13 protein-coding genes are annotated in these 15,111 nt (G+C 35.9%); 12 read left to right on the plus strand and 1 reads right to left on the minus strand.

Annotated elements, in window-relative coordinates:
* Positions 1-4: 4 nt before the first annotated feature.
* From MKX29_RS10320 to MKX29_RS10345, 6 genes are read left to right on the plus strand one after another with little or no spacing between them, the layout of a single operon-like run.
* A complete protein-coding gene (locus MKX29_RS10320; RefSeq protein WP_341105375.1) occupies positions 5-3,988 on the plus strand; it encodes an amino acid adenylation domain-containing protein in 3,984 nt (1,327 codons plus the stop codon).
* A complete protein-coding gene (locus MKX29_RS10325; protein WP_341108246.1) occupies positions 3,957-5,450 on the plus strand; it encodes an argininosuccinate lyase in 1,494 nt (497 codons plus the stop codon). Before MKX29_RS10320 ends, MKX29_RS10325 begins: the two co-directional genes overlap by 32 nt.
* A complete protein-coding gene (locus MKX29_RS10330; protein ID WP_224936822.1) occupies positions 5,443-6,366 on the plus strand; it encodes a GHMP family kinase ATP-binding protein in 924 nt (307 codons plus the stop codon). Before MKX29_RS10325 ends, MKX29_RS10330 begins: the two co-directional genes overlap by 8 nt.
* Positions 6,360-7,415: a PLP-dependent cysteine synthase family protein gene (locus MKX29_RS10335; protein WP_341108248.1), complete on the plus strand. Its 1,056-nt coding sequence runs from the start codon at positions 6,360-6,362 to the stop codon at positions 7,413-7,415. The genes MKX29_RS10330 and MKX29_RS10335 overlap by 7 nt, the downstream gene beginning before the upstream one ends.
* Complete coding sequence (locus MKX29_RS10340; RefSeq protein ID WP_341105377.1) at positions 7,393-8,631, plus strand: ATP-grasp domain-containing protein; 1,239 nt, start codon at positions 7,393-7,395, stop codon at positions 8,629-8,631. The genes MKX29_RS10335 and MKX29_RS10340 overlap by 23 nt, the downstream gene beginning before the upstream one ends.
* Positions 8,612-9,667, plus strand: coding sequence for a GntG family PLP-dependent aldolase (locus tag MKX29_RS10345; RefSeq protein WP_341105379.1), 1,056 nt, complete (start codon positions 8,612-8,614; stop codon positions 9,665-9,667). Before MKX29_RS10340 ends, MKX29_RS10345 begins: the two co-directional genes overlap by 20 nt.
* On the opposite strand, the gene MKX29_RS10350 is transcribed toward MKX29_RS10345, so the two are convergent.
* The gene (locus tag MKX29_RS10350) at positions 9,654-10,664 is read right to left on the minus strand and encodes a helix-turn-helix domain-containing protein (RefSeq protein WP_341105381.1); all 1,011 of its coding nucleotides are present in this window, start codon (positions 10,662-10,664) and stop codon (positions 9,654-9,656) included. The two genes, MKX29_RS10345 and MKX29_RS10350, sit on opposite strands and share 14 nt — an antisense overlap.
* A 112-nt stretch (positions 10,665-10,776) precedes the next feature.
* Between MKX29_RS10350 and MKX29_RS10355 the strand changes: the two genes are divergently transcribed.
* From MKX29_RS10355 to MKX29_RS10380, 6 genes are all read left to right on the plus strand, one after another.
* Positions 10,777-10,926, plus strand: a complete 150-nt coding sequence (locus MKX29_RS10355) for a hypothetical protein (protein WP_224936817.1) — start codon at positions 10,777-10,779, stop codon at positions 10,924-10,926.
* 11 nt (positions 10,927-10,937) lie between these two features.
* A complete protein-coding gene (locus MKX29_RS10360; RefSeq protein WP_224936816.1) occupies positions 10,938-11,609 on the plus strand; it encodes a response regulator transcription factor in 672 nt (223 codons plus the stop codon).
* Positions 11,610-11,833: 224 nt separating this feature from the next.
* Positions 11,834-12,484 carry a GNAT family N-acetyltransferase gene (locus MKX29_RS10365; RefSeq protein WP_095371516.1) on the plus strand — a complete coding sequence of 217 codons (651 nt, stop codon included), beginning with the start codon at positions 11,834-11,836 and terminating at the stop codon, positions 12,482-12,484.
* Positions 12,474-13,223: an SDR family NAD(P)-dependent oxidoreductase gene (locus tag MKX29_RS10370; protein WP_341105385.1), complete on the plus strand. Its 750-nt coding sequence runs from the start codon at positions 12,474-12,476 to the stop codon at positions 13,221-13,223. The genes MKX29_RS10365 and MKX29_RS10370 overlap by 11 nt, the downstream gene beginning before the upstream one ends.
* A 19-nt stretch (positions 13,224-13,242) precedes the next feature.
* On the plus strand, positions 13,243-14,190 hold the full coding sequence (locus MKX29_RS10375) for an ACP S-malonyltransferase (protein ID WP_224936814.1): 948 nt from the start codon (positions 13,243-13,245) through the stop codon (positions 14,188-14,190).
* Positions 14,191-14,193: 3 nt separating this feature from the next.
* On the plus strand, positions 14,194-15,102 hold the full coding sequence (locus MKX29_RS10380) for a hypothetical protein (RefSeq protein ID WP_224936813.1): 909 nt from the start codon (positions 14,194-14,196) through the stop codon (positions 15,100-15,102).
* The last annotated feature ends 9 nt before the right edge of the window (positions 15,103-15,111 follow it).

The following is a 15,111-nucleotide window of genomic DNA, read 5'->3' on the forward strand; positions in this document are numbered from 1 at the left end:
AAAAATGGACGAGTCATTAGAAGAAAATGTGTATCTTCTCCCGGCTTCTTTTGGACAAAAGAGAATATGGTATTTTGAAAAGTTATTTCAAAAGAGTCCAACTTATAATATTCCTTTTATCTTTAAACTTAGTGGTAGATTAAATGAAAACATACTAGAACTTTCAATTATGAAAATGATTGAAAGGCATGAAATATTTCGAACGACATTTCTTGAAGTGGATGGAGAGCCAGTACAAAAAGTTTCTGTCTCTTCTCCAACTTTTAAATTGATAATGAAAAATAAGCAAGAAATTGAAGAAGAAGTAAAGTTAGAAGAGTATATACAGAGCTTTGCAAAAAAAGCATTTGATATCGAAAAGGGTCCTCTCATTAATTTTGAATTAATTAAAATCGATGAGCATTTTCATTACTTTCTTTTTAATGTACACCATATTATTTATGATGCGTGGTCCTTAGATATATTCAAAAAAGAACTACTAAATATATATACACACTTAGAAAAAGGGGATGAGCTTCAAATTAGCGATCCTGAATATCACTATGCGGATTTTGCTAATTGGGAAAGTGAGTCACTTCTTGATGGGAAACTAGAACAGAGTATTGGCTTCTGGAAGGAATACTTGAAAGATGCTTCTCCCTTTTTACAATTACAAGCTGATTTCCCAAGACCAAGAGAACAAACCTACAGCGGCAACAATATTAGGCTATCTTTTCCTAACGAGTTGGTAGGAAAGGTAAGGGAGTATACTCAAAAGAGTGGATCCACAATGAACGCCTTTTTTATGGCAGCCTATTTTATTTTACTTTATAGATATACCGGTCAAAAAGATATTGTCATAGGTAGTCCAATATCTAATAGAAAAGCAGCATTTACCGAAGATATGATTGGATTTATTGTTAATACACTTCCTATCCGTATGTCTTTAAAACCCTATAGTAAATTTTCATCCGTATTGAAAAAGACAATCAAATCTTTTCTAAATGTATACGAAAACAGTACGGTTCCATTTGAGAGAATTGTCCAAGAGGTTAACCCCAAAAGGGAAAACTCTTATCATCCGATATTTCAGGTTCTATTTACTTACCATGAGCAAGGAACAGAAGGTGAACAATGTTTAAAGGTCGAGTATGAAAAAATTAATACAGGTACATCAAAGTTTGATAAGGTCCTGTATATAAATGCTGAAGGAAATCAAGCATATGCAGAAATTGAGTACAACCCTGATATTTTAAGCAAGCAATCAATGGAAAGGTTCATTAATCATTATATTCAATTAGTTCAAGATATTATGGCGGATCCTAATAAGCCAATATCTAAATTGAGCTTTATGAGTAAACATGAAATTGCCGAATTAACAAGCTTTAATATGAAGGGAAGGCCGCCATCTTATATCCATGATAGGATTGCCTATCACTCTCTTTATAAGCCAAATGCCTGCGCTGTCAAAACAGATTCAGGCAGTTATACTTTTGCAGAATTGGAGAGAAAGAGTAATCAGATTGCAGCCATAATAAGAAGAAACGGTAGTAAACAAGGGAGCATAATAGGTCTTTCGATGAGTCGGACTTTAGATCAAATAGCGGCAATATTGGGAATTATCAAAAGTGGGTGTGCGTATTTACCAATTGATCCAGCGCTTCCTGTAAACAGGATGAATTATATGCTTAGTGATGCAAATGCCCCGCTTTTGTTGACTGATAAAGTAGTGAATCAACATGGGTTCCCTTATCAGATTATAAACATAAAAGAGGCAATGCAATCAGAGCTGGATAAACCACTCCTGTGTTTAAAGGAATTGCCTCCAGATGAGATGCTAGCATATGTAATATATACATCGGGTTCATCCGGCAAACCAAAAGGAGTTAAAGTTACACATGCATCATTGCTCAATCATATTGATGATTACTTAGAAGTGTTTCCTTATCAAGAAAGTGAAAGGGTCTTACAAAACATAAATTTTACTTTTGATGCGTCAATAACCGAAATATTTGGTTCGCTGATAGGAGGAGGTACATTGGTTCTCACGAAACAAGAGAATCAATTTGATATCGCTTATTTAGCGAATTTAATGTATCAAGAAAGAGTCACGAGAGCACAGCTGTTTCATAGTTTAATAGATAAATTGAATGATCAATCTCTATTTAATAATAATGACTCGCTTCGACTGGTTTTCACAGGAGGTGAAGCACTCAATAGGAGAATAGTAGAAAAATTCTATGGGTCGATTAATATCGATGCAACACTAGTCAACTTATATGGGCCAACAGAAGCGACTGTTGCGGCAAGTTATCATATATGTAGTAAAACATACCCTAACGTAACGATGCCAATAGGGAAAAACTTTGGAGGTTACCAACTAATAGTATTAGATGAGAATCTTCAACTCGTTCCTAAAGGCGTTGAAGGAGAATTGTTTATTGGTGGTCCAAGTGTATCACAGGGGTATATTAACAATGAAGAGTTAACAAAAAACACATTTATTACTTTAGATGTAAGTGGAAAAAATCAAATGTTTTACAAAACAGGGGACATTGTGAAGCAACTGGCAAACAATGAGTTTTTGTTTATATCAAGGAAGGATTCCCAAGTAAAGATTAGAGGTTTTCGAATAGAATTAAACGAGATAAAAAGTACAATTCTAGATTACCCTGAGATAACAGATGCTGCAGTCGTTACACATATAAATAATGGAGAAAATCAAATCTATGCTTTTCTTGTTAAAAATAAAGATAGTCAAATAATAGCTGCAAACATAAAACGGAGACTGCAACAAGTGCTTCCGCATTATATGGTACCAGCATCCTTTGTTTGGGTGGATGAAATTCCCCTCTCCTCAAATGGTAAACTTCTCGTCAACGAATTGCCTTTTGAGCGAAATGACCTTGTGAGCAAAGTGAAGTTAATGCCAAAGAGCCATGTGGAAATCAAACTTTGTCACATTTGGCAAGAGGTATTAGGTATTAAAGAATTGGGGGTTAAAGAGGATTTCTTTGATCTCGGTGGTTACAGTATAAAAGCCATTGAAGTAGTTGCTGCCGTTCGAAAAGAGTTTAATATCAGTATGACGATTTCTGATTTATTTAAGTATAGAACGATTGAACAATTGAGTGAATTTATTGAAGATGGCAACAAAGTGAAAGTTGATAATAATGTAGTTGTTTTAAAGCAATCAGATACAACTCACCCCCCATTATTTTTGATTCATCCTGGAGGTGGGGGGGCACTCTGTTATATGCCTCTCGTGAAAGATATGTCTATAAATCTTACTATATATGGAATAGAATCCATTGGATATGGAGATAATCAGCAACCATTAAGTACTATACAAGAAATGGCAGTTAAATATGTGGAGGAAGTATTAAAAATTCAAACAGAAGGTCCGTACAGAATAGCTGGTTGGTCCATGGGTGGGACAATTGCGGTAGAAATGGCAAGAATATTAGAAGAGCGAAACTATCATGTGTCATCAGTGATACTTTTTGATGCTCACCCTTTTCATAACTTGCAGTCAGTAACTAATAGGGATCCATTGATCGTATGGGCACATAGTTTAGGGATGGACTTAGAGGCATTTAGTCAACTTTCAAATAAGGATAAATATGCAGAAGTCTTAGAGAGAGCGATTAGAAAAGGTGTACTACCTAAAGGCTCAGAACAAGAGGATGTCAAAAGAATCATTGAAGTAATGGGGCAGAATAACATTGCATGTGAGTCGTATAAGTTTGTTCAAGAAATTACTTCAGATTTAATTCTTTTTAAATGTCAAAAGATTGATGAGACTCAGCCTCATGCACTTGTAGATGAAAACATTTGGCGGAATAGGACGTTAGGCAAGGTAACGGTCATACCAGTTGATGGTAATCATAATAATTTACTGGAATCTCCACATTCTGTAGTAATAGGAACAATGATGGATCAATTATTATCGTTAAAGGAGATGAAGCAAATTGAGAATGACAGGAAGAGTCAAGAGTCCCCCGCATGAAATCATGAATAAGCTTATATTATATCCGCAGCTATTGTTTGAGTCAGAAAACTATCTAGAACATTATCTTTCTATTGAAAAAGTGCTCATAAAATCTTATGAAGAAATGAATTTAATTAATACAACAGATGCTGTAAAACTCTTAGAAAGCGTAGAATCTGTACAAAAAGAAAATATTATTAAAAGCGCCTATTCTAATATGAATGATATTGCCTTTTCTATTGAAAAGGCAATTGATGAGAACTTGGGTAAGCCAGTATTAAATTGGCATTTAGACAGAAGCAGAAATGATTTACAGGCATGCGGACAGTTAATGTATGCAAGGGATTCATGGATCAGTCTCATTCAAAAATTTCAAAAGCTCTTGATAGAGTTATGGGCACTGGCTTCTAAGTACAAAAGGACGATTATGCCAGGCTATACACACTTTCAAACGGCGCAGGTGATGAGTGTAGGATTCTATCTGACTGCCATAAGCCGTCATATACAGAAGACATTAGAGAAAATGGTTCTTTGTTTGGAGTCTATAAATGAAAGTTGTCCATTAGGCTCTGGGGCAATGTCAGGTCAGGAGTATCCATGGGATTTGGAAATGATGGCAAATGATCTAGGTTTCGATTCATTTGGTGGACATGCTTTAGTATGTGTGGCATCACGGGATTGGATCTTAGAAATAGGAGAGAGTCTGGCATTCTTTGGTGTGAATATGAGCCGTTTCATGACAGATATGATGAACTGGGGGAGTAGTGAATATCAATTCCTTCATTTTCCTGATGAACTAGTAGGTATCTCTTCCTCCATGCCACAAAAAAGAAATCTTCCTATACTAGAGAGAATTAGAGGAAAAACAAGTCATCTAATTAGTTATTATCAGGATTTTATGTTGGGTCAACGGAATACACCCTTTAGTAATCTAGTGGAGGTTTCAAAGGAATCATCGAGCAACCTTCCACGGCTTTTCCAAACAGCAAATGACATTGCTGATCTTCTGCTACTTATTTTTGAGAATATTGATTTCAACATAAATAAGATGAAAAAAAGATGTGAAGAGGATTACCTTGGTGGATTTACGTTAGCCAATTATTTATCAGCTAAAGAAGGCATTCCTTATCGTAAGGCCCAAGTCATTTCAGGTGAATTCATCACCTTAGCAATCAATGAGGGAATTGCGCCAAAAAAACTACCTATTTTATTATTATCACAAGTCTGCGAGCGGTATGGCTATAAACAGCTTCAGATGAATCAAGCTACTTTAGTTGATATATTTGACCCAGAAAAGGCTTTGTTAGTAAAAATTACAGCCGGCTCTGTTCATCCTGAAGAAGTAAATGAAATCATAGAGTGTCAGAAAAGGCAAAACGCAGAGTTTATTCGTCGTTTTAATCGGATAACAGAAAAGGTGACCGAGGCAAAGCAGAGATTGAATAAATGGGTGCCCGGAAAGGAAAATGTAAATGATTAAGGAAGCCAAAATGGTATGTGATAACGAAGTGATTACCGGTGTTGGTAGAGCATGTGGTACCTTTGGAGAATTCCTACAAGGGATCCTACCAGATAATCAGGAATTTTTAGTCACTTTTCCGATTAATCGGTTTTCGACTTGCTATTTTAACTCATCCCCATCTGCTCAAGAGTTAGAAGTTTTTCCTCCCCATAAGAAAAAAACTAGACAATTAGCTATTAATATTTTGTCTTATTTTAACTTACCTACAGGAGGAAGACTGGAAATAGATAGTGAGCTTGTTGAGGGGAAAGGGTTGGCGAGCTCGACTGCTGATATGGTGGCAGCTATAAGGGCAATAGAAGACTGTTACCCAATTAAGATTCCTATTTATCTTTTAGAAGAGATGATGAGAAGAATTGAGCCCTCCGATGGCATAATGTATGAAGGCGTTGTGTCTTATTACCATCGCGAAGTTAAGATCAGAGGCAACTTTGGTAGTTGTCCACCATTAACCGTTCTTGCAATTGATGAAGGTGGGGTAGTAGATACAATTGAGTTCAACCACCAAATTAAACCATTTAATCAAAAAGAAAAGGTAGAATATGAACGTCTTTTACAACAGGCAGAAGGTGCTATTGTAGTAGGCGATGTGAACTTACTGGGGCAGGTAGCGACAAGAAGTACAGAGATGAATCAAAAGGTTAGACCGAAATTGTTAATAGATAAAATGAAAAGAATTAATCAAGAAATAGGAGGGATTGGTATAGTTACAGCTCATAGTGGTACTTATATTGGAGTTTTACTATCGGATACGGATCCCAATTATATAGATAAATTGAAAAAGGGTATTGAAAAGTTTAAATCCTTTGGACTAAGTGCTGAAGTCTTTCACTCCCTACCCTCTACAAGAGAAGGCGGGGGGTGGCTTTGGTGAATGATAGTATGATCAATCTGATAGGTAGGACACCAGCAGTCAGGCTACGGCTTGAAGCAAATAGTGTCGCACCGGTTTATGCAAAGTTAGAGATGAATAATCCTTTTGGTATGAAGGATCGAGTAGCAAAAAAGGCAATTTATGAAGCAATCAATGCGGGAATTTTAAAACCTGGAGGCGTCATTGTAGAAAGTTCTTCAGGTACATTGGCTATGGGAGTTACATTAGTAGGAACGTATCTCGGCTATGATGTGCATATTATTACGGATCCACGTATTGATCAGTTAACGTTGGCAAAAATGAAGGCTTTGGGAGCCCATGTTCATATTGTAAAAGAAATGGAAGAGGAGGGAGGGTGGCAAAGGGCGAGACTTAATTACCTTCATCGCTTTATGGAATCCCATCCCAATGCCTTTTGGCCAAGACAATATGAAAATCCTAATAACCCCCTTGCTTATGAGGATTTGGCCAATGACTTAATCAATGATATCGGTAGAGTTGATTATTTGGTAGCGGCAGTGGGAAGTGGAGGGTCCTTATGTGGAACGGCTAAAGCTTTAAAAAAGGAGAATCCCTCATTAAAGGTTATTGCAGTAGATGCAGTAGGAAGTGCGATTTTCCAACAAAAAGATCAGCCCCACAGACTGCAAGGAGGATTGGGGAATAGCTTGAAGCCGCAAAATGTTGATTACTCCATAATAGATAGTGTGCATTGGCTGAATGATCAGGAAGCTTTTTCATGGACTCTAGAACTTGCTAGACATGAGAAGATATTTGCTGGAAATAGCTCGGGGAGTGTTTATGCTGTAAGTAGATGGCTAAGTACACAAGTCAACAAAGACAATGTGATTGTTGGCATTTTTCCAGACAGAGGGGATCGCTATTTTCATTCAATATATGATGAGAAGTATTTAAGGAAACACGGTATCTTCAGCAATTGTTTAAACATGAATCCTGTCGAGGAAAAGGATATTAAGGATGTGTGTAATTGGTCATATACCCATATCAATCGAGGGGAGAAAGTGAATGAAGAAGTTGCTGTTTATTGAATCTAATACGACTGGTACAGGAATGCTGGCACTGGAAAAAACGGTGGAACTAGGGTTAAGGCCAGTGTTCATAACAAATAATTCTAGCCGTTATGAGCAATTGACATTAATTGATTGTGAGGTTGTTATAGCAGAAACGAATGATTTAGAAGGTTTGAAACATACAATTTTGAATCACTTTGCAATAGAAGAGATTGCAGGTATTACAACAACAAGTGAATTTTATATTTATACTGTCGCATGTTTGAATCGCTTTTTTCATTTTTCTGGGAATTCGCCGGATACAATCGAAATTGTAAGAAATAAGTCTGCTGTTAGACAGGTATTAAGAGAATGCTCAGAAGTCTATCAACCATATTTTAGATTAGTAGAATCAGAGCAAGACTTAGAATTATTAAAAGGTGAACTTATTTATCCAGTCATTGTAAAGCCAATTGATGATAGCGGGTCCAATTTCGTACGTAAATGTATGGACTATCCATCATTATCTGCATATGCAAAAGAGATAATGAGAATTACTCATAATGTCAGAGGTCAAATGAAAAAACAAGGAGCTTTGATCGAAGAGTATATAGAAGGGCAAGAATACAGCGTAGAAGTTTTTTCCGTTAAAGGTAAACATCATCTGATAGGAGTGACAGAAAAACAATTAAAGAAGGGCGATTTTTTTATAGAAAGTGGTCATGTATTTCCAGCTAGGATAGATGAAAATCTTAAAGGAATAATTGAAAAAGGGGTTTTACTTATTCTTGAAAGTTTACATTGGAAATCAGGACCTGCTCATCTAGAGATAAAGATAAAAGATAATAAAGTATTTTTAGTGGAGTTTAATGGGAGACTTGCAGGAGGTATGATACCTGAACTTATAAAATATGCAACTGGAGTGGATCTGCTTAAAGAACAATTAAAGAATGCATCAGGAATTGAACCGATAATTGAGAAAAAAAAGTCTTTAACTGCAGGTATCAAATTTTTAGTGCCTAGTGTGTCAGGGGAAATAAAAGAATGGCATAATGTTACATCTCATAGTGATATAAAAGAGATTCGTTATTCTAAAGTACCTGGTGACTATGTAAAGAAAGCGGAAAATGCGTATGGCCGAATAGGTTATATGGTGGTAGCCTCACAAACTTATAGTGAAATGAAATGTTTATTGGATGGTTTTGAACAATCAATGCGAATTGAGGAGTGTGTACATGATCAATTATTTAAGTGATACAATTACGTTGCCAACAGATGCCATGATGCAATCAATACAAGAAGCAAAGCTAGGTGATGATGTCTATGGGCAGGATGAAACAGTAAATCATCTTGAAGAATTTGCTGCAAAGTTAACAGGGAAAGAAGCGGCCTGCTTTATGCCAAGTGGTACAATGGCGAATTTAGCATCTATCATGGCATACTGCCCAAGAGGAACAAAAGCACTTGTTGGCGATGAATCTGATATCTATATTTTTGAAGCTGGAGGAGCTTCCGTTTGCGGGGGGATTATGTACGAACCTATTCGTACACAGTCAGATGGAAGTCTCTCTATAGAAGATTTAGCCAACGCAATTCCAATTGATAAGAACGATCCTCAATTTGCTCTGCCGGCATTAATTTGTCTTGAGAATACACATAACAGGTGTGGAGGGAAAGCGTTAAGCTTAGATTACTTAAGTAAGATAAAGCGTTTTGGGGATGAAAATCATATTCCTATCTATATGGACGGGGCCCGTGTTTTTAATGCAGCTCTCTCATTGGGTGTCGATATAAAAGAGATTACACAGCATGTGGACTCTTTACAATTTTGTTTATCAAAAGGATTATCGGCACCTGTAGGCTCGATTGTATCAGGAACAAAACAACACATTAACGAAGTACGAAGAATTAGAAAAATGTTGGGTGGAGGAATGCGCCAGGCGGGAATTTTAGCAGCTCCCGCCTTGGTGGCCCTTCAAACCATGATAGATAGACTGACAGAAGATCATCAGAAAGCGAAAAGACTTGCGAAAGAATTAGAAGCGATTGATGGGATTGAGGTTGAAACAAAGGATGTACATTCAAATATAATCATGTTCAAAATCAATAATGAAAATTTCACTTGGAAGTCATTTCTTGAGGCTGCAGAAAAAAATAATGTAATATTTTCTGAGATGGGATATGGTAGAATACGAGCGGTTATTCATAGACATATTACAGATGACGATATCACTTCAACAATTAAGATCATAAAAGAGATACTACACTCTACTATTATTAAATCCTACTAGCATACTGTTTTTTAGTATGCTTTATTTCTTTTTTGATGGCGTTAGATATTTCTTGATCATTAATTGAATCTGCTATGCTTAATGCTTTGTTAACATGTAACTCACCATTTCTGGAATCCCCTTTTAAATAGTGAATTTCTGCAAGGGAGTGTAGTGATTGGCTACAGAAAGCATATTTCCTTTCAAAAGAAAATATATTTACTGCTTCATCGAAGTATTGTTGGGCGATATCTAAATCGTTTTTTCGCTTATGTAGAATGCCCAATAGATATCTTACTTCTCCTGCACAATAAAATAAGTGATTAGATTGTAAGTAGTACTCTAGGCGATAACAAATATCAAAGCATTCACTATCTCTATGATTTTCATAGTAAAGACAGGCCAGATTATAGGCTACTCTAGGGAAGAGGGACTTATCCTCAATATAGGGACTATTTTCTAAAGCTTTGTATGACGAGCTAAAAAGACGAAGAGCCTCTTTTAATTTATTTTGTTCCAAGAGTAATAATCCAAGAGAATTCGTTATATTAATATCTATTTCGTTAATAATTTTACCGTTTTGGATGAGTTTTCGTAGCAGTATTTCAGCCTTTTCAGGGTTTTGATCTCGTTTATGATAAAGAACTGCCTCAATCCAGCTTAGAAATCTGAGGAATTGTCGGTTGTTTAATAAAGGGTTGTTATTAGAGAAATTTTTTGCCTCTTCATAGTGGTATTGTAAAGTGATAAAATCTAATTGATAGAGACTCTCACGGCAAAGCCTCTTAAATTTTTGTACGTAGGATATAAGTTCTGCTTCATCATTATCTGATAAAATGTATTCAATAGGGATATTAAGTTTCATGCAGATCTCTTTCAGTATATCCAATCTAGGCAGTTGCTGTCCTTTTTCGATACGATATAAAGTGGATTCATCACATATATTATCAGCTAAATATTGCCTAGAAAACCCGTTTTTCTTTCGATAATAGGCAATTTTTTCACCTGTTTTCTCCAAAAGACCAATCCTCCTAATGAAATATGTCTAAATATTGCGTAAATACATATACATTTTAACAAATTTTTGGGTGATAATGGTATTAGATAATCAAAAGGAGGGGAAAAAGAGGATGAAAGTCCTAAATAAATTTATTGTTGGTTTACTACTTACTATAGGCGTATTTAATGGAGTGATTAAATCTGAAGTAGTACAAAGTAATGGTGCTGATAACATCGGTATAGGTATATTCGAAGATAAACCTATCCCAGGCCATCACTAGGAGAAAAAGTTATGAAGCCTAAAAAAGTTTTGATTGTGGGGAAAGAGAAGGCGTTCAAAAAAGGCTCGATACATTCCGTATTATTGAATAAGGACAAATATCAGCTTCATTACTTAAACAATGAAAATCTTTTACAAGATCCACTATTTTTAAAGGGATTCTCCTTGGCAATTATTAATAAAGTTAAAAGCATTTATATAGACAGTCTTCTAGAAAATAAAGTTCCTAGCATTGTATTAATTGGAAAAAGGGAGCAGCATTTAATCTCTGTTGTAAGTAATGTCCAAGGAATCGTTTCAAAGGAAAAACCAGAAGAGATACATTTTGCTATTGAAATGATAGAAAAGGGCGGCTTTTACTTTTCGACAGCATTAAAGCAATATATCTTTCCTTTAATGGCTAATAAAATTCCGTTTGATCTTGACGAAGAGTTGAAGTATATACCTACGATTTTAACTGAAATGGAGTTAAAAGTCGTAGAAGAGTTAATAAATGATAAAACCAATCAACAAATCGCAGATACTTTGTATTTAAGTAAGCGGACAGTTGAATACTATATTACATCTAGTATGCAAAAATTAAAAGTAAACTCAAGAGTGGGTCTGGCGGTTAAGATGACGAAGGCCATACTATTGCAGAATCAATCAATAAGTATAAGAAAAGTTCAAACGGTATATGCATAGAGTCTGACCAAATGTCAGACTTTTTTTTATGGAAAAAATAGAGGGAAATAGTTCAAAAGTGAGGTTCACCTCCACTTTATTTATACAGTATACACATCCCAACTAGTAACACAGAACTAAGATAGGAGAATGTAAGAAGACGACTTACATTTGCGTGATTTACGGGTTCTTTTGACCCACTCCTATTTTATGATGAGCTTAATAAATACGATTAGGAGGAAATTATGAAAGGTAATTTTGTTAAACTACAGGCTCTTGAAGAAGAAGATTTTAAGTTGTTCTCAAAATGGGTTTGTCCATCAAAAGTAAGTGCATTGGCGAGAGGAGCCCAAGACTTTGCCACATTGGAGGACATTAAGGCTGATATTAGAACAGGGAATACAAATTATGCCACAGTGCTTACACATGACAATGAAAAGATAGGATTTATTTCCTGGCAGCCTCAGAAGTATGAAGGAAGTTATTTACTTGGTGGTGTAATAGGAAATCCCGATTTATGGGATATGGGTTACGGGGCAGAAGCCTCATTATTGATTTTAGATTATTTATTTCATTTTAAAAATGCTCACAAAGTTCAATTCATTAATGGTTTATACAACTTGAGGACTATTCGTTTTCTAATAAAAAATAAAGTCACAATAGAAGGGGTGCTACGTGACTATTTCTTCTTAGATGGAGAGTATCATGATGCTGTGGTTTCTTCTATTTTGAGGGAGGAATATTACTCTCAAGATGAGGGGAATCTGCCAGAGGATATGATCCCCAAAAGTGAAAAGGAGAAAACTAGAAAAGAATTATATGAATATCTCAATCATCAATGGAAGGATGAGTGCTTTCCAAGTTTGGTAAAAGGTGTTGGCGTTAATGTGGAGTGAAAAGGTAGTAGTCATAACAGGAGCTTCAAAAGGAATAGGAAAAAGTATGTCAAGGCATTTTACTGAATTAGGTGCAACTGTAATCATGCTATATCGATCTTCTTTATCAGAAATCAAACAAGTAGTTGAGGAGATAAAAAAAGAAACGGGTCATGAGCGTGTGTTTTTTGAAAAACTGGATGTCAATGATATTGAAATGGTCAAAAATGTTTTTCAAAATATAATATCCACGCATAAGCGAATTGATGTACTTGTTAATAACGCGGGAATCAGTTTTGGTGGTGCATTAATTCCAAGTAACCCGGTAGAGATGTGGAAAGAGATTGTGGACACCAACATTATGGGAACAATTAATTGCATTCATGCCGTTTCTTTTCACATGTTGTTAGCACAAAGCGGTTCAATTATTAATATATCATCCCTTTCAGGGTTGGTAGGAATAGAACGACTAAGTGCATATAGCGCAAGTAAAGCGGGAGTAATTGGTTTAACACGTTCACTTGGAAAGGAGTATGCCCCTTATAATGTCAGGGTGAATGCAGTTGCTCCAGGATATATTGAAGAAACTGGAATGGTAGATCGAATTCCAGAAAAGCAGATGACTGAGTTTCGAAAGAAAATCGCCATGGGCAGATTAGGGACTGCAAAAGAAGTTGCTGAAGCTGTATCATTTCTTGCTTCAGACAAATCAAGTTATATCACGGGGCAAACATTAGTCGTTGATGGAGGACTAATGTGAATGGATGGAGGTAGAAAAATTGAGAACAGCCATATTGTTTCCCCCTTTAATGAAACTTAAAAAGGGCGATTTCAAAAATTTATATGATTGTTTCCCTATAGTAAGAGAACAGTTTGAACAAGCAAGTGACATTATCGGTATAGACTTAGCAAAAAGTTTTTTTTTAGAAAATGAGGCCATGACAAATCGTGGGGATATTGCCCGAACGAGCATTGTAACAATCAGTTCAGCTTTATATAAGCTGATTAGAAATGAAATTAGTCAGCCAGATTTTTATTTAGGTCCAAGTCTAGGCCAAGTAAATGCTATTCATTGTAGTGGAAGTCTAGATTTTACAGATACTGTTAAAATGATTCAAGCTATGTGCTTAATGGAGGCTGAGGAGAAGAGTAATAAGGGCAATGGAGTTTATTTCTTCTACAACATTGATACCGAGGTACTGGATTACCATATTGCTGAATTACGTAATAAAGGCTGTACGCTAGAACCATGTATGTACGGAACTTCCAATCAAATGATTGTTAATGGAGATACCAAAAGTCTTGAGGAGCTAAGTAGCAAAATATCACCACTTGGGGGCCTTGGAATCACAATCCCTTATGGACCACCAGGTCATTGTTCTCTTCTTCAATCTGTCAAAGAGAGATTTGAGAATGAATTCATGCCCATGATCAAGCCGGTGAATCCCATTAAACCTTTGGTTAGTAACGTAACTGCCACGCCCTTATATACCGGGAAAGAGATAGCGAATGAGTTGGTTAATCAGTACACCAAACCTGTTCAATGGTATCAATCGCTAAAGTTTTTAGCAGAAAATAATGTGCAAAAGTTGATTGTGGTAGGCCCTGGGAATTTTGTAGCCAAATCACTACAATTTACGGATATTGATTTTGAAGTGGAATCATATCTTGTGGCGGAGGAGATCAATAAAATATGTACAAGAAGTAGTTCGTCTATTGGAGGTTAAAAGATGATAGGTCTAGTATTTCCCGGTTTAGCACCATCATACTACGAAGATATTAAAACTTTTATGCAAAATAGCCCATTTTCAAAAAGAAGATTTGAAGAGGCGAGTGAGGTTTTAGGTTTTTCATTGACTGAGGCTTTCAAAAATGTAGGAGATAAAGATTACGTAATTATGGAATGTGCCTTCCTTGCCAATACAATGGCAATGTTAGACCATTTCTATGAGGAATATCGCCTTTCTCCTCAAGTGGTCATTGGTCCGAGTTTTGGTGGAATTGTTGCAGCGATTTACGTGAAAAGCATTTCTTATAAAGAAGCTGTGTGGATAACAAAAGAATCCAATAAATTATCAGGTGAATGGTATGAACGGCTGGGGGATTTCAAAACTCACTTTGTTTATAATCTTTCATTGAATGAGTCCAATAAAATTATTGAGGATTTCAAGTCTAAAGGGCACTTTTTAGAATTGGTTGGAAATATGGAGAGTGTAATGTGTTTTTGCGGTAGCGCTTCTACAATTGATCTATTAAAAAGAACCTTGAATAATAAGCCAAAGTGTTTTTCTCTTCATACTATGGGACACCCCATCCATAGTGAGATATTAACTCCTTTACGACTAGATGTAGAAAGGGAAGTTTTTGCTAATGTTCAATTTAAGCCGCCTACTCTACCCATCATCTCGGATGTAGATGGAAGATTAATTAATCAGTCAGAGCAATTAAAAGTGATGATGTCGGAAGGATATGACCTCCCTGTACGTTGGGACTTAGTAACTAAACAGATGGAATCTCTCGGAATCAAAGAGGTATATGTTGTAGGTCCTAAAAATTTATTTTACCAACTTCTGAAAAATAAAATTAAGACCATTAAGGTTGATCCTGATTCGATAATTAAACAGGCAGTGACCCATTAAAGGACGGAA

Source organism: Cytobacillus sp. FSL R7-0696 (assembly GCF_038006865.1).
GTDB lineage: Bacteria > Bacillota > Bacilli > Bacillales > Cytobacillaceae > Cytobacillus > Cytobacillus kochii.